This window comes from Thermostichus sp. MS-CIW-40, from assembly GCF_054058315.1.
On sequence record NZ_JBSSAC010000042.1, the window covers coordinates 1 to 24,449 of the forward strand.

Consider the following 24,449-nt stretch of genomic DNA (forward strand, 5'->3'; position numbering starts at 1 on the left):
ACAGAAAGATCAACTGGTAGTAATCCGTACTGAACATATTATACATTATTTTCAGTATAGTTGAGCTTATTATTGACTAGAGTCATGCTCCTCTGTCGGCGAGGGGCGGGGGGATCTGACAAGGGCTATGGCCTGCCGGGTGACTGCGCATGATGGGGATGATCGGTGTGCAGGTAGGTCAGGCCCGAGATCAGGGTGAGAACCACCGCCACCCAAAAACAAGGGATCCCTCCCGGCCACCCCAAAATCAGCAAAGCAATGGCCAGGATTTGGGTTACCGTCTTGGCTTTGCCCCAGAAATTGGCACCGCGGATTTGGCTCTGGTTGACCCGCCAGCCGGCGATGGCCAGCTCCCGCCCCATCAGCAAAAACACGCCCCAAGCGGGGATCCGCCCCAGTTCCAGCAGGCCCAGCAGCGGCGCCAACACCAGCAGCTTATCCACCAGAGGATCCAAAAACTTGCCCATATCGGTTACCAAGCCATAACGGCGGGCCAAATGGCCATCCAGCCAATCGGTTGCCGCCGCCAACAGGAACGCCCAGAGGGCCAACCTCTCCCCCAGTGGGGATCGCAGGCTCAGGCCCAGCAAAACAAAAGGGATCCCTGCCAACCGCAGCAGGGTGATGGCGGTGGGCAGGTTCACCCACTCCAGCTTGGCACGTTGGACGGCGCTGGGATTCTCCACCTTCGGATCTGGCCTCAAGGATCAGAACTATCAGAATTATCGGTAACGGCCCAGGCGCTCGGTGAGCAGGTGGTAAAACCCCTGGGCATCTACCCCAAAAGCCACCTGGACATTGGCGAGGCGACCACTGGATCCCCAGCGATCCACCACCGTCCGGCCCAGGTTCAAGGGGCTAGCCGTTTCCACCTCGACGTAGCAGGGCTTGAGCTCGAACAACTGCGGCTGTAACAGATAGGCAATCACACAAGGGTCGTGCAATGGCCCTCCCGGTAGCCCGTAGCGTTCTACGTCGACCTTACCGTAAAAGGTGAGCATATTGGCCACCGTCTGCCCAACGCGGGTGCCCAGGGCGCGGATGCGCTCAATCCGCTCCGGCGTGCTGAGGACCTGTTGGGTGACGTGCAAGCCCAGCATCACCACCTCCGGGATCCCGGCGCTGAGCACGATCTGGGCGGCGTGGGGATCGGTGAGGATGTTGAACTCGGCTGCCGGGGTAACATTCCCCTCAAAGGCGGATCCCCCCATAAACACCAGCCGCTGGATGCGCTCCACAATCCGGGGCTGCTGCACCAGGGCCACTGCCAAGTTGGTCATCGGGCCCAGCAAAGCCAAGGTAACCGGCTCAGGGGCAGCCATCAGCGTCTCGATGAGATAGGGCACTGCATGCTGGGATCCCAAAGGCATCTGGGGCTCCGGCAGATCCGCTCCATCGATCCCGGTTTTGCCATGCACCTGCTCGGCGGTTTCCAGAGGGCGCAAGAGAGGTCGGGGGCAGCCAGCATACACCCCCATCTGCGGCTGACCGGCCAATTCACAGATCTGTCGAGCATTGCGGCTGGTTTTGTCCAAGGAGACATTGCCAGCCACCGTGGTAATGCCCAGCAATTGCAGCTCTTCTGGCGACGCCATAGCCAGCAGCAGAGCCACCGCATCGTCTTGGCCAGGGTCACAGTCGATGATCAGGGGCACCATAGGGATCTCGGCAGCAGCTCACTCACCCCTAGTTTAGGTTTTTCTGATACATTTACGCTGAACACTGCTGAGCATTATCGCTCAACGGTGCAGCGATAGCATCCTGCCCACTGCTGAACAGGATGGCGGTATCCCGCAAAGCCCTGAGCATAACACCCAGAGCGCCTTGCCAATCCCGTGGTAGCCTATGGTTGCACTTTGGGCATCGAAACACCTTTGCGCCACCTAACCTCGTGTGGATGTGCCCGCACTTGGTACAGGTTTTGCTGGTGTACGCTTCCGATACTTCCACGACGACCACGTTTTTCTTTTTGGCTTGAAACTTCAGGAACTGCTTGAACCGATAGTGCGCCCAGGTGAGCATCGCCCTTGCCGTCTTGCTACCAAACTTCCTCCCTGCCTTGGCAACCATCTTGGCTGACTCGAAAGTGGGGAGGAATATCAATCGGTAGTTATCCGTTAGGAACGCCGCTACCTTGCGATGGCACTCGTCCACCAAGTTCCTGATTCTCTCCCGCAGACGAAACGCCGCTTGCCGCATTCGCCTACGCTTGGGTCTCGGTGCTTTACTCAGCCTAGATTGCAGGTCGTCTAGGTGGTAGCACAGCCGAGCGATTCTGCCAAAGTCCCCCTTGGCGATATCTACAAAGCCTGCTCCATCAAACCCTGTAAGGAAGCTTCTTACTCCAGGATCAAGCGCAACAACCCCCTTTGCTAACGAACACTGCTCGTTCACGGGCTCAGGGAAGATGGCATACCATCTGTCTTTCACCCGCATTAGCTCAGTTCCACGTGCCCATTCTCTGGGCATCTCCTCGGATGCGCGGAACGCCAAACCTCGGGTGAGTTTCGGATACCACGTCCCATTGCGAAAGTTGCCGGCGTTGAACTGCAGCGTATGCGACCTGTCCCGCACACTGCGAAACCTCGCGTCTTTGCTTCGGCGGAACGCCAACCACGCCTCGACGACCGCGTTCTGCTTGATGTGGCAGGGGGCGTCCTTCACCCACCCGGGCAGGTCTGAGCGCAGGATGATGTCCCGCAGCTTTCTGGCCGTTCTTGGAGCACCATGCTGACGCTGATAGGCAGTCGCTTGGTTGTAGCAGTACCGGCACGCCGCCTGCCAATGCTTCCAAATCTTAGCCAACGCCGGTTCCGGATAAATCCGTATCTTTCTCGATTGCAGCCCGGTATTTTCTGAGTCCGTAGAGCCGACTGCTGAAGCAGTGCAGGATGGTGAGGATATCCTCAACCAGTTCCTGTTGGGGAGAAAGGTGGTCGTCATCGAGAACCAAGACTTCGCACCCGTATTGACGGCAGTACCATTCAACGAACTCAAATCCAAACCGGCAGAGTCGATCCTGGTGAGCGACCACAATTGTTCCGACATCTCCCGCACGAACTCGTTCCAATAAGGCAAGGAACTTTGGTCTTTTGAAGTTGAGACCGCCGCCAACCTCTCCGACCACTTCGGCTCCAGGATAGAGGTTAACCAGTCTTGCAATCTGTCTCTCCAAGTCTGGTTTCTGCCCTCGACTGCTGACTCGGGCGTACAAAACGACTCGTTTGATCTTTTTTGGCGCTTTGATGTAGCTGTCGAGGTCATACCTTCTCGTCCTACCGGATGGTGTACGTATTGCTTTGATCCAGCCCTTCTGTTCCCATCGCCTCAAAGTGTGGAGACACACCCCAAAATAATCCGCCGCTTCTCTCGGTTTTACATACCTAGCCATACCAAGCAGCCATACTGAACATACTGTACATTATTTTCAGTATAGTCCAGCGTATCATTGACTAGAGTCATGCTCCCGCTCTTTTCCTCTGGCCGGTGAGCGCGGATCCCGGTCAGATTTAAGATAGGAAATATATCTTCATCCTTTGTCTTGTTGCCTGACACCCACCCACTGCGCATCAGCCTGTTGCTGGATTGGGAGCCGCCAGCAGGGGAACCCCTAGCTTGCGAGGACTGGCTACCCCCTGAGCGCTTTGTCGTCCAGTGCTTTCGGGATCAAGCCGCCTTTCTGGGATCCCTCAGAAAACAAGACGGCCATGTCGATTGCTTGGTGCTCCTGGTGGATCCCACTCGGCTGCAAGAGTTGCACGATCTGGGCAATCAGCTCTGCGCGTGGGGACTGCTGCTGCCGACGGTGTTGGCGATTGTGCTGGAAGAATCCCACCTGCAAAAGGAAACACCGGAGACGGAAGGAGAGATCCCTGCCACCTCATCTTTGGTGAAAGCATTGCTCAAGCGAGAGCAGTTTTTCTACCACAACGCCACCCTCGTCCGTCCCATTTCGCCACAGGAGCTGAAGGGGCAGGTGCGGGCCGACTGTACCGCTTCGGGATCCCCTTCCGTCTTGGAGCTGCTGGTGGATCGGGCCATCGCCTTGTTTCTGCAGATGTCTCCCACCTGCGGCCTCCCGCAGGGCCCAGCGCATCCCAGCGATCAGCCCTACCTGGCCTACAGCAACCAACAACAACGGCGGCTGGCGGAGAAATTGCGGGAACGGCTGGGCTACGCCGGAGTGTACTATCATCGTGACCCAGAGCTGTTTTACCGTCGCCTCCCGCCCCACGAGCAGCAAGCCCTCATGCGACGGCTGCGTAACCTTTACCAGGCAATCGTCTTGGACTATTTTCAATCTCCCGAGACCGTCAATGCCCGCATCGACGAGCTGGTGGCCTTGGCCTTTTTTGCCGATATCGGCGCTGCTCAACTGCTGGAGCTGCACATGAACTTGATGGAAGACTTTGCCAAACAATTGAAACTGGAAGGCCGCAGCGAAGAGATCCTGCTGGATTACCGCCTTACCCTGATCGATGTGATGGCCCACCTGAGCGAAATGTACCGCCGCTCCATTCCCAAAACCGCTCCAAGGGATCCTTAGATATGTCCACTCGCAAAGCCTATGTTCTCAAGCTCTACGTGGCGGGCAACACCCCCAATTCTCTGCGTGCCCTCAGCACCTTGCAAGACATCTTGGAAAAGGAGTTCCGCGGCGTGTACACCCTGAAGGTGATCGATGTCTTGAAAAATCCGCAACTGGCAGAGGAAGATAAGATCTTGGCAACGCCGACCTTGGCCAAAATCCTGCCGCCACCGGTGCGGAAGATTATTGGCGATCTGTCCAACCGCGAGAAAGTGCTCATCGGCCTGGATCTGCTCTACGAAGAATTGGACGAAGAGGCTTGAGACAGGCTGCAGGAGCAAGGAGAGTGGGATGAACCAGTCATTGGGGCCTTCTGAGCCAGAAAAGCCACAAGATAACACCGCAGAGGACTCCACCGAACCAACCCCAGACAACCACCGGGCGGATCTCTCAGAGCTGCGAGGGATCCCCAAAAAACAGACGGGCATCGAGGGCTTTGAAGACATCAGTCACGGTGGGCTACCCCTGGGACGCACCACCTTGGTCAGCGGCACCTCCGGCACCGGCAAAACCCTGTTTGCCATGCAGTTCCTTTACAACGGCATCGTGAAGTATCAAGAGCCGGGGATCTTCGTCACCTTCGAGGAAACCCCCGCCGATATCATTCGCAATGCCTCCAGCTTTGGCTGGGATCTGCAGGCCCTCATCGACAGGGGCCAACTGTTTATCCTGGATGCCTCCCCCGATCCCGAAGGCTATGAGGTGAGCGGCAATTTCGATTTGTCGGCCCTCATCGAGCGCATCCAGTACGCCATTCGCAAATACAAAGCCAAGCGGGTCTCCATCGACTCAGTGACAGCCATCTTTCAGCAATACGACCCTGCCGGTGTGGTGCGGCGGGAGCTGTTCCGCCTGACGGCCCGCCTCAAGCAGGCCAACGTCACCACCGTCATGACCACGGAGCGCACCGACGAGTACGGCCCCATCGCCCGCTACGGCGTAGAGGAATTCGTCTCCGATAACGTGGTGATCCTACGCAACATCCTGGAGGGAGAGAAACGGCGGCGCACCATTGAGATCTTGAAGCTGCGGGGCACCACCCACATGAAGGGGGAATATCCCTTCACCATCACCAACGACGGGATCAACATCTTCCCTTTGGGAGCCATGCAGCTGACGCAGCGCTCCTCCAACGTGCGGGTCTCCTCCGGCATCGAGAAGCTGGACGAAATGTGCGGCGGCGGTTTCTTCAAGGACTCGATTATTTTGGCCACCGGCGCCACCGGCACGGGCAAAACCTCGCTGGTGAGCAAATTCCTGGAGCGGGGCTGCCTGGATGGGGAACGCTGCATTCTCTTTGCCTACGAAGAGTCGCGGGCGCAGCTGTCCCGCAACGCCTCCTCCTGGGGCATTGACCTGGAAGAGTTCGAGCGGCAGGGCCTCCTCAAGATCATCTGCGCCTACCCAGAATCTGCCGGCCTGGAAGACCACCTGCAGAAGATCAAAACCGAGATGATGGCCTTCAAGCCCTCCCGCATGGCCATCGACTCCCTGTCAGCCCTGGCGCGGGGGGTGAGCCAAAATGCCTTCCGCCAGTTTGTAATCGGGGTAACCGGCCTGGCCAAGCAGGAGGAGATCACCGGCTTTTTCACCAACACCACCGACCAATTCATGGGATCCCATTCCATCACCGAATCCCATATTTCCACCATCACCGACACGATTATCCTGCTGCAATACGTGGAGATCCGCGGAGAAATGGCCCGCGCCCTCAACGTCTTCAAAATGCGGGGATCCTGGCACGACAAAGGGATCCGCGAGTACCTGATCTCCAATGCGGGCATCCAAATCCGCGATTCCTTCCGGGGCTACGAGCGCATCATCAGCGGATCCCCGACTCGCATCAATGTGGATGAGAAAAACGAGCTCTCCCGGATTGTGCAAAACGTCCAGGCCCTCGAGGAAGAAGGGTTGTGAGCGGTTACAACAGTTCCGTGAGTGGGCCCGGCAACAGACCCGTTGAGTCAAGCGAATTTCCAACACCGCTCAACACCGCGCAAGCCCTGCACTTGCGGCCGGCAGGGAGGGATCGGCCCAGACAAGGATTTCCCCGCGGCCAATGGCGAACAGTGGTAACCCACCTACAAATTGGGTAGTATGCCTCTAGCAGTAGCGCAAAGGGCGGGGTTTCCCGGCGTGTTTAGTTTTCTTGGTGGTTCCAAAACCCGAACCATGCTTGGGGTGGACATCAACCCCGAGCGCATCGCCGTTGCCCAACTGAAAAAGCAGGGCAATGGTCGCTATCGTCTGGCCCACTACCACAGCGTGGACATGCCAGAAGGGGCGATGGTCGAAGGGCGCATCCTCGATCCGAGCACAGTTGGCTTGATCCTGATGAATTTGCTCAATGAAAACAAAGTGCCCACCAACCTGCCGGCAGCCACAGCAGTGCCCGTAAGGGAGGCCATCGTTCGTCTCATTCGCCTGCCTGCCGACCTACCTGCCGATGAGCTGCGCCGGGTGGTTTTGGAGCAGGAGGCCGAACTTTACATTCCCTATCCGCGGGATCAGGCGGATGTCGACTACCAGCCCTTGGGTCTTGATCTTTCCCAGGATGGCATTGAGCGCATCGAAGTCTTGCTGGTGGCCATCCCCAAAGAGGTGGTGGACAACTACCTGGAGGTGCTGCAGGCAGCCAATTTGCAGGTGCGCTGTGTGGAGCTGGCCAGCTTCTCCCTCATTCGCACCATCCGCGATCAGCTAATCCAGTACGGCCCCCAAGAGGCCGTGTTGCTCAGCTCCATCGGCTACGACAGCAGCGAGATCAGCATTTTGGTGAACGGGATCCCGCAATTTACCCGCACCGTCAACATCGGCACCATCCACATGCGGCAGGTGCTGGCCCAATCCCTGAATCTGCCGCTTAGCCGCACCGGCGACCTGTTGCGAACTCTGAGGTTACCCTTGATCAACCCCACCGATATTTTGGCCACGGGAGAACAGCCAGCGCCCAGCAATCCCGGTGTAGCAGCAGTAACGCGCGTTGTCTCCGATTTGGCGGATGAACTGAAGCGCTCCATCGACTTCTTTACGAGCACAGAAAGCAGCTCGCCTGTGGTGAAAGTACTGCTGGCCGGAACTGGGGCAAGCATCGGCCAAATCGACGGCTTCTTATCTCAGTCGTTGAGCGTGGCGGTGGAGTTGGCGGATCCCTTTGGCAACATTGTCGTGCCGGATTCAGTGGAACTGCCCCTGGAGGAACGCCCAGCAATGGGAGTGGCCCTGGGGTTGGCGTTACGGGAAGACACCAAGTAGCGGCAGCAGGCAGCGCAAGCTCGCCCAACCGATGGAATAGCGCACAAGGCGGTTAAAGAGATGTACACACCGGAGATCAATTTCCTCAAAGAAAGGCCGGATGTCCTCACCACAGCTCGAACAGGTGGGGGACCAGTAGTCGCAGCTGAGGCTGCAGAGGGATCCCAGAATTGGATCCCGGCCATTGGCCTGGGGGTTGCTGTTGCTGCTGTAGCGATGGGAGCTTTTTGGTATTTCCAAGACAGCTTTTCCCGCCAGAGAGAAACCTTGAGGGCGGAGCGGGCTCGCCTTGACAGTGAGCTCAGCACAGCCAATGCTGAGTTGTCCCAGCTGCAGAATGCCAATCAAGAGCTGCAAACCATTCGCGCCCAAACGGAAGGGTTCCGCTCCTTTCTGAGATCCGTCCAGCCTTGGTCGGCCATCTTGGAAGAGCTGCGGCGCAAGATCCCCGGCCAGGGGGTATGGATAACCAACATCAGCGCTTCCGGGGATACCGTCAATATCCAAGGAGGGGCGCTGGACTTTCCCCTGGTGAACGACTTTTTGCTCACCCTGCTGGATTCCAACTTTGTTACCAGCGCCGTCCTGAACAGCAGCTCCCGGGTGGACGGCACAGACCTAACCGAGCCCAGCGTCACCTACGGCATAACCGTAACCATCCGCACCCTGGGGGATCCCGACCCAGAATTTACCCGCGAGCTGGAGCAGCGGGGAGCGATAGGCTTGGTTGAAAAGATCCGCATTTTGCGTCGAGTGGAGGCGAACTGATGACTGGATCGGTTGAAGGTTTTCCCGACGAACAACTGGTGGTTCCCCCGGCAGGGCCGCCGGTACTGCTGGGCGTGGAGCTGACCCCCATTCGAATTGGTCTTTTAATCGGGATCACAGGGTTAGCCGCGGCGGGGTTTCTGGCCTTCACCCAACTTCGCCCCTTGATCGAGGAGGTACAGGCTTTGGAAAGGGAGGTAGCCAACAAAACCACCCAGTTGCAGGACATAAAGAGCCAGATTGCCAGTTTGCAAGATGTGCCCAATCAGGTCGAGAGAGCTCGCGTGGAGCGGGAACAGATCAGTGCCCTGCTCTCCACCCCCGAGAATGCCGACACGCAACTGCTGGATCTCAACCGGCTGGTGCGAGGGCAGCCCAACAGCGAGCTGCGCAGCTTTAGCCCTTCTCCACTGACTCCAGCGTCTTCGGCCAATCCGGAAGTGCCTGGGATCATCGCTCCCGCCATCCAAGTGCAAACCACCCGCGTTGCTCTGCGTGGCCCCTATACGGAGCTGATCAATCTGATGGGAGATATAGAGCGTCTGCGCACATTGTTCCGGGTGAGCAACATCAGCTTAAATCCTGTTCAAGACACAGGGGAGCTGGACGCTGCTTTTGATTTGATTGCCTACATCTACAACAAGGACGTTCCGTTGGGCACTGCTCCTGCACCTGAAGGGCAAGCCCCCCCTGAAGGAGAACAGGCAGCACCCAGCCAATAGCCTAGCTATGCTTCGGCTCAGGGGGAGATCCTGCCAGTGCGGGATCCCCTCTGGTTTTCAGAAGACGGGAACAACCGCCGGTTCAGCACGGATAGTGTTGCCGAATCGAAGATCTGGGAAAAATTTCTTCCGAAACGGCTACAGGTAGTGGCAAAGTCCGAGATTTCGGCTTTGATTAGGGAAGCACGGGGTGAACGAGGCCAAAGGCACCTGTGGCGAGGTGAAGCAAGAATACGACTGGGTGAAGGAGTGAGGTGTGAGGATGATGAACCGTCGAGTTGCTTATGGGTGTGCGTTGGGCTTGATCCTGTCCCTGCCCCCATTGGCCTTAGAAAGCCGGGTCAATGAGGCAGCCGCTCAACAGTTGACCTCCGCAAACCCGCAACGCCTCAGCCGCATCACAGATATCCGCCTGGTGCCCAACGGCAACCGCATGCAGTTGGAGATCAACACCGAAGGGGGCGCTCGCCCACAGGTGTTCTTTACCCAGCAGGGACAATCTTGGATCGGGGACATCACCAATGCTCAATTGAGCGGAAGCCAGGGCCGCTATCGCCAAGAGTCTCCCCTGCCGGGGGTGCGCTTCATTGAGGCCCGGCAGTTGAGCAACGACAGCGTGCGGATAGAAATAGCCGGTGTGACCGCAGCTCCCCAAGGCTTGCTGGCTCGGCGCAGCCCGACGCAGTTGGTCTTCGATTTTGAGGGCCTACCCTCTGCCCCACCGGTTCCAGTGGCTGCAGTGCCCAGTCAACCGGTATCCCCAACCCGACCTCAACCCACGGCTCCTACTCCTCAGCCAACAGCTTCTGCCCCTGCCCCCCAGCCGGTCGCTCAAAACCCTGCCCCTCCGCCGACCGCTCAAGCGGCTCCTCCCACACCTGCTGCTCCTGCTGCACCCGTGATTTCTCAGGTGCCTTCTGTGGACCAGCTCAACCAACCCCAACTGCCGCCAGGGGTTGTCAATCCTGATGTTTCTCCGTTTCAAGGTCGAGCAATGGCTCCCCCGGCTGGAGATCTTGCCGTTGGCAGTATTATTCCAGCTCCTCCCCCGGTGGATTTGGGTTCAAATGCCAAGATCACTTTGACCTTAAGAGATGCTCCTGTAGGTGATGTGTTAAGCCTACTGGTGCGTCGAGCTGGGCTTAATGTAGTTCTCAATGATGTGCCTCCGGACTTGACGATTTCCCTAGATGTAGCTGACTCACCTCTACAAGAAACATTTAACTTTATTTTGCGCTTGAAGGAGCTTCAAGCGTCTCGCGTAGGGCAAACAGTTTTCATTGGTACTACACTCCCTGGGGTTGGCCAGCAGATCGTCAGGACGTACAGACTCAATCAACTGAGAATCGAAGAGGAGATCCAAAACTTTGATTTAACTGCTGCCGGTGCCGCAGGTGGAGGTGGAACAACTGAAATCACGGCTAGGCAGCTAGGTGTTACTCCGAGTGAAATTAGAAGCAGAATTCTAGCCATTTTGGAAGCATCAAACATTCCTTTGGCTCAGGAATCGGCCATTCAAGCAGATCCAAGAACGAATTCACTGACTATTGTTGCCACACCTACCCAACATGACGTAATAGCAGCATATCTTGCCCAAATTGATCTCAGAAGTCGACAGGTCTTGATTAGCGCCAGGTTTATCGAGATTAACCTTAACGACAACTCTGACTTAAGAGTTGCATTAGGTGGTGCATCTGGAAACTTTGCGCTGGGTTCTGGAGATAATACCACCTTTGGTGGAACTCCTCTTAGCCAACCCGAGGGATCCTCAGTTCCTAACGTTGGTTCGGTTCCGGCTCCAGCAACTGGGGGCTCACTTGTATTTAATACTTTAAACCGGCTCCAGCAGTCTCTTGCAGCTCGTATAGATGCATCTATTGCTTCGGGGACAGCTAAGATATTGGCCGATCCAAAAGTAGTCGTTGCCAACAACACCGGTGCGGCTGTTGTGGTTGGCCAAGAAGTCATTACCAACAGGAGAATACAAACGGATCCCGCAACAGGCCAGTCAGTAGTTGTTTTCGAGAAGGGAAACGCAGGAGTTAACTTGCTTATTCAAAATGTTAGGATTGACGATAATGGCTATGTTACGTTAAATCTCATTCCTCAGATTTCATCCATCGGTAGCCAAGTTACTTTGGCAGATGGCACCGTAATTAGCTTGCTGAACCAGCGTTCTGTTGGAACTTTGCAAACCAGACTGAAAGACAGAGAAACCCTATTTTTGGGAGGCTTGATACGAGAGGAGGATCGAGTATCTGTTGACAGGGTTCCACTGCTTTCTGAGATTCCTCTGCTGGGTTCTCTTTTTCGTAGGCAAAATACGATAAATGAGAGAACTGAAATTGTAGTCCTAATTACGCCGACAATTTTGGAGGACTGAAGGAAAATCTTTATCGCTGCAAGCCGCTTTCTTCCTGTTGAGCTAGTTACCTTCCTATAAAGACATCTTGGTTTAAATGCTAAGGTCAAGCTTTTCTTGCCGATTTTGGTTGAGACTGGGATCCCTGCTGCTGAGCTTGGCTCTGGCTGGGGCGCTGGCTTCGATTGACACAGGGTGGTCGCAAACCCATCGCCTTTCTCTACCAGTCCAGGGTCAGAGCTATCCACAGCTAGTCGAGCAATCACGCCCTTTGGTTTGGCGAGCTTTGGCGCAACAATTCCAAGCGCAGCCGCAGCCGGAGGAGATCACCTTGGAAGTACTAGGACAAGCCGGGGATCGGCAAGCTCCTCTGTTTACCGTGCGAATGCCTCGCAGCGTTTGGCAGCAGAACCCCTCACCTAGCCAACTGGAGCAACACACTACTTTCTATCCCGATGCGTTGGCTCTTTTACAACCGAGAGCACCGGTGCAGCAGGGTCAGGTAGAGTTTACTGCTCCCTCTGCAAATGGAACTACATTGGTCTCCAGCAATCCTTCCAATGGCCAAAGAGGGATCCCAATTGACCAAAGTATCCATCTGCGTTTTGATCGACAGCTTCCCGCCGGAATAACAGGTCTAGCCTTTGGGATTCAGCCCCCTGTGGAGGTGGCCTTTGACATTCGGGGAAACGAGCTGATCTTTCAACCTTTACAGCTACTCAGTTACAGCACCGATTACAGGGTGCTCCTGCCCGCAGCGGAAGAGCTGGATTTACAAAAGCCCATAGAATTGACTTTCCGCACTGAACCTCAATACACCTACCAGCGAGATATTAAACCTCTACTGGATGCTAGCTGTGTAGGCTGTCATCAGCGGGCTGGTCGGATGCGGCGCAGCCCCTTGGATAGCTATGCTGCGGTGATGCGTTATGTAACGCCGGGATCGGAAAATAGCGAGTTGCTCAAACCGCGTTGGTTAGCTCGTCATGCTGTCATCCAGCGAGCTGCAGGGATCCGTTTGAATGGGGGGGGAGTGGATGCCCTGAGTTTGTTGTCGCAGGGCAGGGAAGGAGCTGAACCTACGCCCAGGGTTCCTGTGAGTGATCCCCAGGGAGAGTCTCCCGGATCTTTTATCGGACGCAGTGGATCCCCAGAATTGGCCTATATTCGTCGCAACGGCACCGGCATGGATCGCCTAGGTCACTTGAGCGCTGATGAAATTCAAATCCTGCGTACCTGGATTATTCAGGATCAAGCGGCTGAGGCCCATAAGAGTTAGCCTGATGGGCTGGAGAGTCTTTACCAACAAAGATCCCTTGCTCGTTTGTTTACTTTAAGATTAGGAACCTACGAGATCAATTTGATGACAACCCCCACAGAGGATCGGCTAGACCGGATTGAGCGTGTTGTAGAAGTTTTGGTGAACCAGCAGAGGGAAGTGCTGGGGCGCGTCGATGGGTTGTCTCACCGGGTGGATAGCTTGACCGAGCAGGTGGATAACCTCACGGATCGAGTAGACAACCTGACTAACCGAGTAGATAGCCTGACCGACAGGGTGGATAACCTCTCCCAAAGTGTCAGCAAACTTTCCGCCGATGTCGATAAGTTGGGCTTCAAGTTCGACACTGCTCAATCGGTTGGGGAGCGGCTAGAGCGGCTGGCAACCAGCTTGATCGCAGGAGCCACGATTAGCATCATTGCCGGGGTTATCCTTGTGCTGCTCAGAGAGGGATCCCGTTAATTCTTTCTTGCTGCCTCGATGGAAAAAATAGGGATCCCAGCCAATGGGATCCCTGGTTATCCTTCCTCTAGTGTTTCAGTCCTCAACACACCTTCCCTATGAGATGCTCTGATTCTAAGAGCCGACCCGTGAAAAAGTCGTGAAACTGACAGATGAGGTGGAAGGTTAAGCCTTGCTCAGGTGGCCTGGGATCCACCTCGGGCAACAAGCGCCAATTCCACCTGATTTTCTTGGGGCTGCCCCAGTTGCACCTCCACATCTCGGCCAAAGAAACCTTGCATTTTTTTCTGGTAGCTTTCCTGCCATTGTTGGAAGGGAACCTTGGGGGAATCGAACAGAAGCACCAAGGTATACCGGCCATCTCGCAGCTCTTCTCTGTACCCTCTCACCTTGGGCAGATCTGCTTCCAGAGGGCCGCGCAGACCCAGAAACTCCAGGGCATCTTCCAGGTGGGCATTAGCCCCGTAGCTATATTTGGTGATATCGGCGCGGACTTGCTTTTGAATTTCCGTGGCCTGCTGGGCGCGGGCTTGGATCACCTCGAGAGAAGGGGCGGCCAGGGCAGGTACCGGCTTGAGTTCCACTACCTTCATGGTCACCCCTCCCAACAGCAAGGGGATCCCGGCAAACAGGCCAATGAGATTGAGGGTGGGATCGTTGTAGTGGGCAAAGCCCCAAGCCGTGGCGGCAACGCCGGCCAACAAAACGAGGGTACTGACGGGGAAGGGCAATTTCTCGAACATCGCAGGCAAGATTGCAGAAGAAGAAGAAAGGCCACCTGAAAACCCAGGCTAGCAGGAAAAGCGCCAGCGGTGGACTTAGCCTCCATTGGGATGGATAATCACAAAATGCCCACCTGGTGTGTTGAGGAGTGGTCTGTGGTTCTGTCCAATCTGTCCAAAACCTCTCGTTGCTTGCGCTCGCTGGATCGCAAAGCCCAAGAGCGAGCACCTCTGTTTGAGGCCATCCGCCACTATTGCAGCTTGGATAAGGCTCCTTTTCACACGCCAGGCCACAAACAGGGACGTGGGATCCCTGCCGACTTGCGGACCTTTTTGGGAGAGAACGTCTTCCGGGCGGATCTGACCGAGTTGCCAGAGGTGGACAACCTCCACGATCCCGATGGGGTGATCCGGGAGGCCCAGGAGCTGGCGGCAGCAGCTTATGGAGCGGATCGCAGTTGGTTTTTGGTCAACGGTTCCACCTGTGGCGTGGAAACGCTGGTGATGGCGGTGTGCGATCCGGGAGACAAGATCCTCTTGCCGCGCAACTGCCACAAATCCGCCATTGCCGGGGTGATCCTCTCTGGGGCGGTGCCGGCCTATATCGAGCCGGATTTTGACCCGGAGCTGGGCATTGCCCACGGGATTACCCCAGCCGGTTTGGAGGGGGCCTTGGCGGAGCATCCCGATGCCAAAGGCGTTTTGGTAGTCAGCCCCACCTACTACGGGGTCTGCTGCGATGTGCAGGCTTTGGCCTCCATCGCCCATGCCCACGGCCTGCCGCTGCTGGTGGATGAGGCCCACGGGCCCCACTTTGGGTTTCATCCGCAATTGCCCATTTCGGCCTTGGAAGCCGGAGCCGATCTGGTGGTGCAGTCCACCCACAAGGTGATCTCCGGCATGACCCAGGCCTCGATGCTGCACCTCAAGGGATCCCGTATCGACCCCAACCGGGTGCGCAACATTCTGCAACTGCTGCAATCGACCAGTCCCAGCTATGTGCTGATGATGTCGCTGGATGTGGCACGGCGGCAGATGGCACTGGAGGGAGAAGCCCTGCTGGGCCAAGCCTTGGCTTTGGCAGATCAAGCCCGCGCCCGTCTCAACCGCATCCCCGGCTTGCGCTGTTTTGGCCCAGAGCGTATCGGCTCCACCCCTGGTTTTTTCGATTTCGACCGCACCCGCCTCACGGTAACGGTGACAGAGCTGGGGTTGTTCGGCTTCGACGCTCACGACTGGGTTAACGATCACTTCCACGTGCAGCCGGAGATGTCCACCCTGCACAATGTGGTCTTCATTGTCAGCATCGGCAATACCCAGCGAGACATTGACCGCCTGGTGGAAAGTTTCGCTGCCCTGTCGCAACATTTTCAGGGATCCCGCCCATCCAGAGCGGCAATGGAAAAAATGCAGCGGCTGGCACAACTGCCCCGTCCTTGCTTGCCACCACAACGGCTATCACCCCGGGAGGCTTTTTTTGCTCCCATTCAGCGGGTGCCTTTCCAAGAAGCAGTGGGCCATATCTGCGCCGAGATCATCTCCCCCTATCCACCTGGGATCCCGATTTTGGTGCCGGGAGAAGAGGTGACTCAAGAGGCGGTGAACTATCTGCTGTTGGTGCATGAGGCAGGAGGCTTTATCAACGGCCCAGAGGATGTGCGCCTGCAGACCCTGAAAGTGGTCAAGGCAAGGACCTAATGCTCTCCTAGCGGGCTTATGGACGGGTTTTTGCCGTTTGCGCTGGGGGGAGCAGCGGCAGGGAGTTTGCCGGAGTGCCAGAACGGCGAGCTACCTTCACCCGATCCACCCGTGGCCCCTCCATGCGCACCACCTGAAACTCCATGTCTTGGTAGGTGAACTTTTCCCCAGCACGCGGGATCTTCTGCATGTGGTAAATCAAAAAGCCCCCCAGCGTTTGGTAATCCTCGTGCAGAGGCAGGTTGAGGCCACAGCGCTCGTTGATCTCTTCAATATCTAGCTGAGCCTGGATGAGCAAGGTATTTTCGTCAAGTTCTTGGATGTCCGGCTCCTTGGTGTTGGGATCCGGGCCATCGGAGAGCTTGCCGACGATCTCCTCCACCAAGTCTTGAACGGTAATCAGGCCCGCCGTGCCGCCAAACTCATCCACCACCATCACCATCGGCCAGTGGTGCTGCCTCATTTCGGGCAACAGTTCCGCAATTGGCTTGTTCTCCGGCTCAAAGTGGGCCTCGCGGATAAAAGGCGTGATGGGGCTGTGGAGGTCGATGGATCCCTTGGCCAGCTCCCCAATGACTTCCTTGACGTGGATCAGCCCGCGGATGTCATCCAAAGACTCGCCGTAGACCGGGTAACGGGAGTGTCCTGATTCGGCCACCTCGGCCAGCACCTCTTGCACCGTTGCAGTTTCCGGCACAGCGTCGATGCTGGTACGCGGGATCATCACCTCGCTGGCCACCGTCTCGCCGAACTCGAAGATGTTGCTCAACAGCTCTCGCTCTTCCGCCTCAATGTTGCCCGACTCCACCGACGAGGCGATCAGCAGTTGCAACTCCTCCACCGTCATGGTGCTGTAAAAGGAAGTGGCCTCGGGGATGCGGACGCCCAAGATGCGCAGCAGGCAGCGGGAGGAGAAGCGGAGCAGCTCGACAAAAGGGTGGAGGAAGCGGCTTACCAAGCGGTTGAGCCAGGCCAGTTTGAGCGCAATCGGCTCCGAATAGAGAATGGCCAGAGTTTTGGGGATCAGCTCCCCCACCACAATCTGAAAGTAGGTGAGCAGCGAAAACACCAACACCACTGCCACCCCTCGAACAAGGGCCGGATCCAGGTTCTGAAGCCAAGCCAACTGCCTCAAGGCCAGAAACAGCGTCGGCGCCACTTGCGTAGCCCCGATCCAGCCCAACAACACACTGGCCAGGGTAATGCCCAACTGGGTGGTGGAGAGGGCATATTCCAGTTGCTCTTGGGCTTTTTGCACAATTGCCGCCTGGCGGTTTCCCTCGCTCGCCAACTGCACCATGCGGGAGCGCCGCGCCGATACCAAGGAAAACTCGACTGCGACAAAGAAAGCGTTGATGACCAGAAGACCGATGACCCAAAGGAGACTAAGCGACGCATCTCCCCACGAAAGCTCAGTGTTGGGGAAAGTAGCCGCCGAGGCTAAAGGGGGGTCGTCCATCAGGGGGAGCAGCAAGACGGATAGACAGCATTCTAGCTCAGCCTGACCCCACCACCTGTCCCTAGCCAGCTGTCGAACCGGCTTCAGCCATCAGGCAGCTACCGTGTAGACGCTTTCCCCATGCCCAAAAGGAAAGGGATCCCTGACCTTTGCACAACCCAGCTTTCGCAGTTCTCAAGGTCGCTACTTTTTCATCAAGCAGTAGCAGCTACAGCCTTTTCCGGCAACGCTCACCCCCGCCTATGCAGGGGGCATCTCCTGGGTGCTAGTCGTCGATATCGACAATATTGCCGGTAGTGGCGTCGATCTTAACTTCAATATCGTTGGTAAATTTCACTTCCCAAACTAGGCGTCTATCTTCGCGCTCCAACTCAACTTCTTTGATCACAGCATTGGGAACAGCAGATCGAGCGATCCGAATAGCTTCCTTAATGGGGATAGGCGGAGCAGAAGATTGGGCAAAAGCAGTTTTCATGCTCCCACCTACCAGTAGCATCGGGCCGCCGAGGGGCAAAATGCCAAGCAAAAGTAAGGAAGCAATCGAAAGTTTTGCAGGCTTTATTTACAGCTGCTTGAGCAACCACCTCCTTACCCTACACCCTGAGACTCAAGAAGCCTTGCCACAAGGAGCATTGCTGCCTTCGCAAGGAGTTTATCCCCCTTGCGTCATAGGGTGTAGTTGCTCGGCCCCTCTTCAGCTACGAACTGTTTGCTTCTCCAATCCAACCCTCTCGGAAACTGACTGGCTAAACAACGCTGCTGCGGGGGAGGAATACCTGATACATTCACGCTGAACTCTCCTGAACATGGTTCAGGAAAGAAGCGATCGCATCCTGCCTATCTCTGTTCGCGTTAGCGGGACGGAGTCTAAGCAGGAAGGCGGTATCCCGCAAAGCCCTGAGGAATACCCCCCGAGCGCTTTCCCCCTTCACTTCCCGGCAACCGTTGCGGTGGACTCAAGGATCAGGGGGAAACTTGGTCTACTATATCCCTCTCAATGACTTTTGCCAAACCGCCTAAAGCTCAGTAAATTCAGCAAAGTTCAGGGTTTTGGGGGTTAGAGGCATGCTCTACGCCTATCCCGCGTGCTGCTACTACAGGCAGGGAAGTCATGCTGACGTTGGAGCTCCCGGCACTGCACGAATCGGTGATAATATTCCTACCTCTCATTCCTACCCCGGTGGGTGCCGACCATGCCAGATTTTCTGCCCTACGCCTACTTTCAGGGCCAGATTGTCCCCTTTGCTGAGGCGAAGATCTCCATTGCCACCCATGCTCTGCACTACGGGACAGCGGCGTTCGGCGGCCTACGCGGGATCCCTGATCCGCAAAACCCGGATCAAGTTCTGGTGTTCCGTCTGGATCGCCATTGCCGACGACTGAGTCAAAGCGCCCGCCTGCTCTGTTTTGATCTCCCTGCTGAACGGATTGAGCAGGTGATCGTCGAGCTGATCCGAAAAAACCGTCCCTCCACGTCTTTCTACATCCGCCCCTTGGTGTACACCTCCGACCTAGGCATCTCGCCGCGGCTGCACAACATCGAGAAAGACTTTTTCGTGTACGGCTTGGAACTGGGGGACTACCTCTCGCCAGAGGGAGTCAGTTGCCGCATCAGCTCTTGGGCCCGGCAAGAGGATCGCAGCCTACCATTGCGGGGCAAGATCACCGGCGCCTACATCACTTCCTCTTTGGCCAAAACCGAGGCGGCGCAGGCTGGCTATGACGAGGCCATTTTGATGAACTCCCAGGGCAAAGTGAGCGAAGCCTCGGGCATGAACATCTTCATCGTGCGCAATGGCGTGCTGATTACCCCCAGCTTCGACCAAGATATCTTGGAAGGGATCACCCGCGACAGCGTCCTCACTCTGGCCCGCGACCTGGGGATCCCTACCCAAGAACGGCCCGTTGACAAATCGGAGCTATTGATTGCTGACGAGGCCTTTTTAACCGGCACTGCTGCCAAGATCACCCCCATTCGCCAGATCGAGCAGTACGTCCTGCCCCCCTCCCGCCCCATCACCGAGCAGTTGCGGCAGAAGCTGACGGCAATTACCGAAAATCGGGATCCCGTCTATGCCCATTGGGTGAAGGTGATCCCTCTGAAAGAAAGCTAGTCCCTAGTCGAGGGGAGAAGCGTCATTATTAAACTGAGCACTCTAGATGGGTAGAGGGGGATCCCTTGCACGAAATTTCCATTACCTGGGCCGACTACCACCGCAAAATCGAGGAGTTGGCCGTCAAAGTCTACGAAAGCGGGTGGGAATTTAACCAAATCGTCTGTATTGCCAAGGGGGGGCTGCGCATCGGCGATACCTTGGCCCGTCTTTTCGACCTGCCCCTGGCTATTCTCTCAGCCTCTTCCTACTCTGGGCCCGGTAACCGCCAGCGGGGGCAACTGACCTTCTCGCGGGATCTAGCCATGACCACCGCCAACCTGGGCAGCCACGTGCTGTTGGTGGACGATCTGGCAGACTCTGGCATGACCCTAAAGCGCTCTGTCCACTGGCTCAAGCACCACTACGGCTTCTACATCGAGGAGATCCGCACCGGCGTACTGTGGTACAAGGCCGCCTCCGTCTATCAACCCGACTACTATGTGGACTATTTGCCGGATAACCCTTGGATCCACCAGCCCTTTGAGCCCTACGAGCAGATGACGCCCCAGCAGCTGATGCAGTTGCTACGCTCTTCCGGTTAACTTTTCTTTATCACCTCAGGGCTCTAACCAGTAGGAAACTCGAAGCGGGGCAGCTTATCCAGGGCAGGCTGGATCCCTGCGGGGATTCGCTCGTGAGTAAGGGGGTAGTAGTAATCAACCCGAGCCAGTAGTCGCTTCCACTGCTCAGAGTTAAGAGTTTTAACCAAAAAAATAGACGGCTCAACACTTAACTCGTGTCCCAAATCCATAAGCTCGATAGTAACGTTAGCTGCTGCGGCTTCCAGAACTGACTCCGCCATCCCGTAGTCTGGCTCTGCAGACACGATCAAAGCGTAATGCTGAGGATTGGAACTAAGCAGAATAGACTTTAGTAAAGGCTCCAAGCTTGCAGTAACTGATTCCCGAAGATTTGGATCCCAATCGGGAAAAAGAGCTAGATTAATCTGGCTTAGATAAATCCCTAAAGTAGTAAAACTCAGTTGCTCTGCGGAAGCAGGCGTCAAGCTTTGCTTCTGGTGTTCCAGCGAGGCATCGCTAAACTTTAAGCTCATTTCAATTTTCTCATCTTCAGTGGTCAATAGTACATGCCTTCCCTCTCTTTTACTATGGCTGGTTAGGTGTATGATAGAAATAGGAGTGTGAGGTAGGTAAGGCTCAACAAGTAGGTTTTGCCTTGGATCCCATTTTGGCAGTCCGTAGTGACAAGTCCAATTGCAATAGGCAGGTAGAAGTTCTGTTTCCTTAAGTAGCCCATCTAGATAGACCGCTACATTTAGAGCGAGTTGATCGGTTATGATAGAAGGTCTTCTAGCTAAAGCTTGAGAAAGCCGAAAGTCCCAAAGATCCCAGTGCTTGGCAGTATAGGACATTGCAAAAACACCAGCATTAAGGAGGGGGTACGTATGTAAGTCCTCGACACTCAGACTGGGAAAGTGGTATCTGTAAGCTTCACTAAGATCAATTAGGTAATCTTTTGGGCCATAGAGTAATCTATTCCCTCGGTCAATCTCCGGAACAATAGCTAGCCCTCGCTTTTTGCTTCGCTGGATGAGCAAGTCAATCCCGAACCAATCCTGAACCCAAGCATCTGCGTCAATCCAAATATAAACTTCATAGTCTGGAAAGTACCTACGTAGCCGGGGCCGAGCTAGTAATCCCCGCAGATAAGAAGGCACACTCTCAACTCCAGCAAAGTTATAGTTCCAATCCGGCTCAACAATGTAATTGACGTGTTTTGAAAGCCAGTCTACTTGCTCAGAGGTACAGCCCAAATCGAAGAAGCCTATCTCAACAGATTTACCCTGCTCCTTACCTCGGATGGAAAGAACAGTTCCCTGCACTAGATCGAAGAACTTGGAGTCGGCTGCGGTGATAATAACTACTGATTTCATACCAAAAGATAGTTAGGGAGATAGGAATTGCCTAGAACCAGACAACTTTTTTTATTTTAATTTAATTTACTTGGTCGCAATTATGTTTAGACTAACAGGTTTACCGAAAACAACCATTTCACTACAGTCATTAAATAAGCCGAACCGATCTACCTTGCGGATAATCCGAAAGCCTGCCTGAGTCAGCAACATGAACAGATATTCCCACGAGAGACCAACTTTGTGATAGTCATACTCATCTGTCTGTCCACCAAACATCATGCGCATAATACTAAATCGCTGCTCGGCGGAAGCTCCTTCCTCTATATAAAGGTGACAAAGAGTAGGTAAGTCAGGAACACTAATCATTAACTGGCCACCGAAATGTAAAACTCGATGCCACTCTTTGAGAACAACAGGCAATTCTCGCACATAGTCGAAGTGCTCCAGAACGTGGGAGGCGTAGATGGCTTCTACGGAGTTGTCTTCAAATTGACTGAGATCCATAGCGTTGCCAACGTAATCCACGTACTCTCTTGGTTGGATGTCTAGGATCTTCCAGTCTGGATGGGGATCTTTTCCCCCTATATGAAGGCGGATACGCTGACTGACCTGGAGTCTAGGTTCACCCCCGTCTAGAGGAGGAACCTGGTCGATAATCTGATGTTTATGAGCCAGATCAAAATAGGTTTTTTCAATAGCCATAGCCAAACGTTTTGGATCCCAGATGATCGACTTACTGTAGGACTCTCGAATAGTCTGTTTGGCCTTGGACAGTCGCTCTGGATTGTTAGCCAGCTGGATTCCTCGCTCAATAAATTCTTCAACTGACCAGGTAATACAGTCATCAAGACCTATATTCCTAAGTAAGCTATAGCTCATTCGACCATAGTAATGGCGACCTACCAAGGTGAGAACTGGCACGCCCATGTAGAGGGCTTCCATAGTGTGGGTTGCGCCTGTGTAGGGAAAGGTATCTAAGACCAGATCCACCAAAGCCAGTTGGCCGCGATGCTCTTCTACAGTGCTGGTTTTGGCTAGAAATCGGACGCGATCCAAAACATCTAATTCTTTGGCTCTTTCCTGATAGCGCCTGATAACCGTGGCAATTTCCCCCGAGCCTTTGACGATCAAGATCCCCTTGGGAACAGCTTTCAGGATTTGCAGATGGGCATCAATACATTCGGGGGTACGCTTGTAAGCACTGGCCGCAGTTAGGAAAACAATATCTTGCGGGCCTATTCTCAGCTTGTTTTTGAAATTCACCTCATCTGCAGGAGTAATGTCCAGATACTCAACAGCACAGTAGCTAGGCAAGCGGATAATTTTTTCATGGTAATCGGCCTGTGCATCTTCAGGAAGGATATAGGGATCGGCGAAAAAGTAATCAAATTCTGGCAAACCGACAGCATCTCCGCCAAGCCAACCAATTTGGATAGGAGCGGCCCGCAAAGCTGCTACGATGCTGGCATCGTGACTGGTAAGGGAGTCCATAAAAACCATGATATCGATGCGATCCTCACGCGCTTGAGCAGCTACTTGAGGCGGCTTGGTTTCTCCTGGAAAAAAGCGAAAATGGAGATTTTCGTGAGAGCGAAACTTTTGATACATATTGTCATGACTGGCCATATCTTCATTTTTCCACCCCTGGTAGTAGTAGTAGACAACGTCCAGAAGATCGCGAGATAGGTTCCTGAGAGTAGCCTCACTGAGAAAGCCAACCGAATGTCGCTGAAAGCAGTTACCCAGAAAGCCTACCCTCAGCTTTCGCTTAGTTCTGCCAGATCCGCAGTAGTCTTGCTGATTCTTCTGCCAATATTCCGACCAAAGAAAGTCTCGCTGAGAAGCCATTAAGCTTAGGCAGTCGTTAAAGATTCTACCACCAATTTGTTGGTAATGACGAATCAGAGAGCGATCGTCAGTTAGATAACTCCAACAAAAGCAAACTCGAAACAGAATGGCTTTAGCAATCGTTAGACTCTCGAGTAGATTTTCATCGTTAATTCTTAGTGATCCTAAGTCGGCTTCCCTCGATAAAATTAAGTCTATAATTTTCTGGATAACAAGGTTTATCCGTTCTGGCTGGGCAGCATGGATCAACTTTTCCAGCGATTCTGATAGAAGGGATAGACGAAGAGTAAAGTTCTCTTGCACCTGTGAGCTCTCGGCCGCCGTGATGAGAGCTTCTCCTAAAATGGAATAGCCATCACTGGTAGAGTTCTGGAAGAAGGCGCGGGCTGCCCTCTGAAAAAAGTCACCGATTAAGTCCTCTATCGTCCACAAACCTTCATAGCGCTTCGCCTGCTCGGGATCCACAGCATTGGCTAGCTGGGCCAGCAAAGCAGCAAATCCAGATCTTTGTTCCTCCGGAAGAAAGACTTGTAAAGTTGTGGCCACCTCAAAAAACAAGCTCAGGTAGCCATCGTCCCATAGCCGCGCGAGCAATTCAGTAAGGAGTGGCTCCTGAGTAATATCGAGGCTCTTCTCGCCGCCTAGGCTCTCCAGTAGGGCTTGCCCATAAAAGCCTACTGCCAGCTCGTCCTCAGCTTGCAGAGCCCGCATCAGCAAAACTTGGGCATTGTCTCGCCGAATTGGATCCAGCTCAAAGGCCATCTCCCGCAGCTTCAGACAAGCCTGAAGACGCTGCTGTGGATCCTGCGTGGGGCTATTTTCTAGACGGCCTGCGAGGGATAGTAACAAATCCAAGACTTTCTCCTGGGACAGGATCCCTGCCCTCACCAGAGGCGTGTAAAGCTGGTAAGCAAGGTTCAGCTGGCCAGCAGCCAAGGCCTGCTCCAGCGCCGATAGGGTAATTGCCTCTGGCTCAGAGGGGGAAGCCAAATCATTGGCTGAGGAGAGGTCAAAGAAACCCCATAGGAACTCCCGCCAATCCTTTGCGTCTTGCTCTCGGTAAAAAGCAACCAACCACTCCGCAAAGGTATCGGGAGACTGCTGAAGCAGTTGCTTGGCTTCTAGGATCCGGGCTTGCAGCGTAGGGTTCATAGGTTGAAGGAAGAGCATGACTCTAGTCAATAATAAGCTCAACTATACTGAAAATAATGTATAATATGTTCAGTACGGATTACTACCAGTTGATCTTTCTGT

21 protein-coding genes are annotated in these 24,449 nt (G+C 54.8%); 12 read left to right on the top strand and 9 right to left on the bottom strand.

Translation table 11 applies throughout. The annotated features are described in order from the left end of the window. Nucleotides 1–125: 125 nt before the first annotated feature. The 4 genes from pgsA to ACVWXF_RS11525 all read right to left on the bottom strand — a co-directional run bounded on the left by pgsA (nucleotide 126) and on the right by ACVWXF_RS11525 (nucleotide 3,391). Nucleotides 126–644, bottom strand: a complete 519-nt coding sequence (gene pgsA / locus ACVWXF_RS11510; protein WP_457442086.1) for a CDP-diacylglycerol--glycerol-3-phosphate 3-phosphatidyltransferase — start codon at nucleotides 642–644, stop codon at nucleotides 126–128. A gap of 78 nt (nucleotides 645–722) precedes the next feature. Beyond that, nucleotides 723–1,658, bottom strand: coding sequence for a nucleoside hydrolase (locus ACVWXF_RS11515; protein ID WP_414382892.1), 936 nt, complete (start codon nucleotides 1,656–1,658; stop codon nucleotides 723–725). 52 nt (nucleotides 1,659–1,710) lie between these two features. After that, the gene (locus ACVWXF_RS11520) at nucleotides 1,711–2,910 is read right to left on the bottom strand and encodes an RNA-guided endonuclease InsQ/TnpB family protein (RefSeq protein ID WP_457474456.1); all 1,200 of its coding nucleotides are present in this window, start codon (nucleotides 2,908–2,910) and stop codon (nucleotides 1,711–1,713) included. Next, the gene (locus ACVWXF_RS11525; protein WP_457474445.1) at nucleotides 2,798–3,391 is read right to left on the bottom strand and encodes an IS607 family transposase; all 594 of its coding nucleotides are present in this window, start codon (nucleotides 3,389–3,391) and stop codon (nucleotides 2,798–2,800) included. The genes ACVWXF_RS11520 and ACVWXF_RS11525 overlap by 113 nt, the downstream gene beginning before the upstream one ends. Before the next feature lie 150 nt (nucleotides 3,392–3,541). Here ACVWXF_RS11525 and ACVWXF_RS11530 point away from each other — a divergent pair, with 150 nt between their 5' ends. From ACVWXF_RS11530 to ACVWXF_RS11570, 9 genes are all read left to right on the top strand, one after another. After that, complete coding sequence (locus tag ACVWXF_RS11530) at nucleotides 3,542–4,546, top strand: circadian clock protein KaiA (protein ID WP_457441905.1); 1,005 nt, start codon at nucleotides 3,542–3,544, stop codon at nucleotides 4,544–4,546. A 2-nt stretch (nucleotides 4,547–4,548) separates the two neighbouring features. After that, nucleotides 4,549–4,851, top strand: coding sequence for a circadian clock protein KaiB (gene kaiB, locus ACVWXF_RS11535; protein WP_457474446.1), 303 nt, complete (start codon nucleotides 4,549–4,551; stop codon nucleotides 4,849–4,851). 28 nt (nucleotides 4,852–4,879) lie between these two features. Beyond that, on the top strand, nucleotides 4,880–6,505 hold the full coding sequence (kaiC, locus tag ACVWXF_RS11540; protein WP_011432142.1) for a circadian clock protein KaiC: 1,626 nt from the start codon (nucleotides 4,880–4,882) through the stop codon (nucleotides 6,503–6,505). A gap of 219 nt (nucleotides 6,506–6,724) precedes the next feature. Continuing rightward, nucleotides 6,725–7,843 (top strand): type IV pilus biogenesis protein PilM, encoded by a 1,119-nt coding sequence (pilM, locus tag ACVWXF_RS11545; protein ID WP_457474447.1) that lies wholly within the window; start codon nucleotides 6,725–6,727, stop codon nucleotides 7,841–7,843. A 60-nt stretch (nucleotides 7,844–7,903) separates the two neighbouring features. Continuing rightward, a complete protein-coding gene (locus tag ACVWXF_RS11550) occupies nucleotides 7,904–8,611 on the top strand; it encodes a PilN domain-containing protein (RefSeq protein WP_457474448.1) in 708 nt (235 codons plus the stop codon). Further along, nucleotides 8,611–9,333 carry a hypothetical protein gene (locus tag ACVWXF_RS11555; RefSeq protein WP_457474449.1) on the top strand — a complete coding sequence of 241 codons (723 nt, stop codon included), beginning with the start codon at nucleotides 8,611–8,613 and terminating at the stop codon, nucleotides 9,331–9,333. The genes ACVWXF_RS11550 and ACVWXF_RS11555 overlap by 1 nt, the downstream gene beginning before the upstream one ends. A 262-nt stretch (nucleotides 9,334–9,595) precedes the next feature. Next, nucleotides 9,596–11,716 carry an AMIN domain-containing protein gene (locus tag ACVWXF_RS11560; RefSeq protein WP_457474450.1) on the top strand — a complete coding sequence of 707 codons (2,121 nt, stop codon included), beginning with the start codon at nucleotides 9,596–9,598 and terminating at the stop codon, nucleotides 11,714–11,716. Between the two features lie 250 nt (nucleotides 11,717–11,966). After that, on the top strand, nucleotides 11,967–12,974 hold the full coding sequence (locus ACVWXF_RS11565; protein WP_457474451.1) for an Ig-like domain-containing protein: 1,008 nt from the start codon (nucleotides 11,967–11,969) through the stop codon (nucleotides 12,972–12,974). 84 nt (nucleotides 12,975–13,058) lie between these two features. After that, nucleotides 13,059–13,436 carry a hypothetical protein gene (locus ACVWXF_RS11570; RefSeq protein ID WP_414329093.1) on the top strand — a complete coding sequence of 126 codons (378 nt, stop codon included), beginning with the start codon at nucleotides 13,059–13,061 and terminating at the stop codon, nucleotides 13,434–13,436. Nucleotides 13,437–13,612: 176 nt separating this feature from the next. Here the strand turns inward: ACVWXF_RS11570 and ACVWXF_RS11575 are convergent, their stop codons facing one another. Then, nucleotides 13,613–14,179, bottom strand: coding sequence for a DUF2854 domain-containing protein (locus ACVWXF_RS11575; protein ID WP_457474452.1), 567 nt, complete (start codon nucleotides 14,177–14,179; stop codon nucleotides 13,613–13,615). Nucleotides 14,180–14,314: 135 nt separating this feature from the next. Here ACVWXF_RS11575 and ACVWXF_RS11580 point away from each other — a divergent pair, with 135 nt between their 5' ends. Continuing rightward, nucleotides 14,315–15,856: an aminotransferase class I/II-fold pyridoxal phosphate-dependent enzyme gene (locus ACVWXF_RS11580; RefSeq protein ID WP_414406708.1), complete on the top strand. Its 1,542-nt coding sequence runs from the start codon at nucleotides 14,315–14,317 to the stop codon at nucleotides 15,854–15,856. Nucleotides 15,857–15,872: 16 nt separating this feature from the next. Here the strand turns inward: ACVWXF_RS11580 and ACVWXF_RS11585 are convergent, their stop codons facing one another. Beyond that, nucleotides 15,873–17,315: a hemolysin family protein gene (locus ACVWXF_RS11585; protein WP_457474453.1), complete on the bottom strand. Its 1,443-nt coding sequence runs from the start codon at nucleotides 17,313–17,315 to the stop codon at nucleotides 15,873–15,875. A gap of 265 nt (nucleotides 17,316–17,580) precedes the next feature. After that, nucleotides 17,581–17,790: a PepSY domain-containing protein gene (locus ACVWXF_RS11590; protein WP_457440395.1), complete on the bottom strand. Its 210-nt coding sequence runs from the start codon at nucleotides 17,788–17,790 to the stop codon at nucleotides 17,581–17,583. Nucleotides 17,791–18,508: 718 nt separating this feature from the next. On the opposite strand from ACVWXF_RS11590, the gene ACVWXF_RS11595 reads away from it, so the two are divergent. Then, the gene (locus ACVWXF_RS11595) at nucleotides 18,509–19,429 is read left to right on the top strand and encodes a branched-chain amino acid transaminase (protein ID WP_011432133.1); all 921 of its coding nucleotides are present in this window, start codon (nucleotides 18,509–18,511) and stop codon (nucleotides 19,427–19,429) included. Between the two features lie 65 nt (nucleotides 19,430–19,494). Continuing rightward, nucleotides 19,495–20,013, top strand: coding sequence for a phosphoribosyltransferase (locus ACVWXF_RS11600; protein WP_414329088.1), 519 nt, complete (start codon nucleotides 19,495–19,497; stop codon nucleotides 20,011–20,013). A gap of 23 nt (nucleotides 20,014–20,036) precedes the next feature. Here the strand turns inward: ACVWXF_RS11600 and ACVWXF_RS11605 are convergent, their stop codons facing one another. Together ACVWXF_RS11605 and ACVWXF_RS11610 are read right to left on the bottom strand one after the other, a co-directional pair. Further along, the gene (locus tag ACVWXF_RS11605; protein ID WP_457474454.1) at nucleotides 20,037–21,365 is read right to left on the bottom strand and encodes a hypothetical protein; all 1,329 of its coding nucleotides are present in this window, start codon (nucleotides 21,363–21,365) and stop codon (nucleotides 20,037–20,039) included. Between the two features lie 66 nt (nucleotides 21,366–21,431). After that, nucleotides 21,432–24,365 carry an O-linked N-acetylglucosamine transferase family protein gene (locus tag ACVWXF_RS11610; RefSeq protein WP_457474455.1) on the bottom strand — a complete coding sequence of 978 codons (2,934 nt, stop codon included), beginning with the start codon at nucleotides 24,363–24,365 and terminating at the stop codon, nucleotides 21,432–21,434. Nucleotides 24,366–24,449 lie beyond the last annotated feature (84 nt).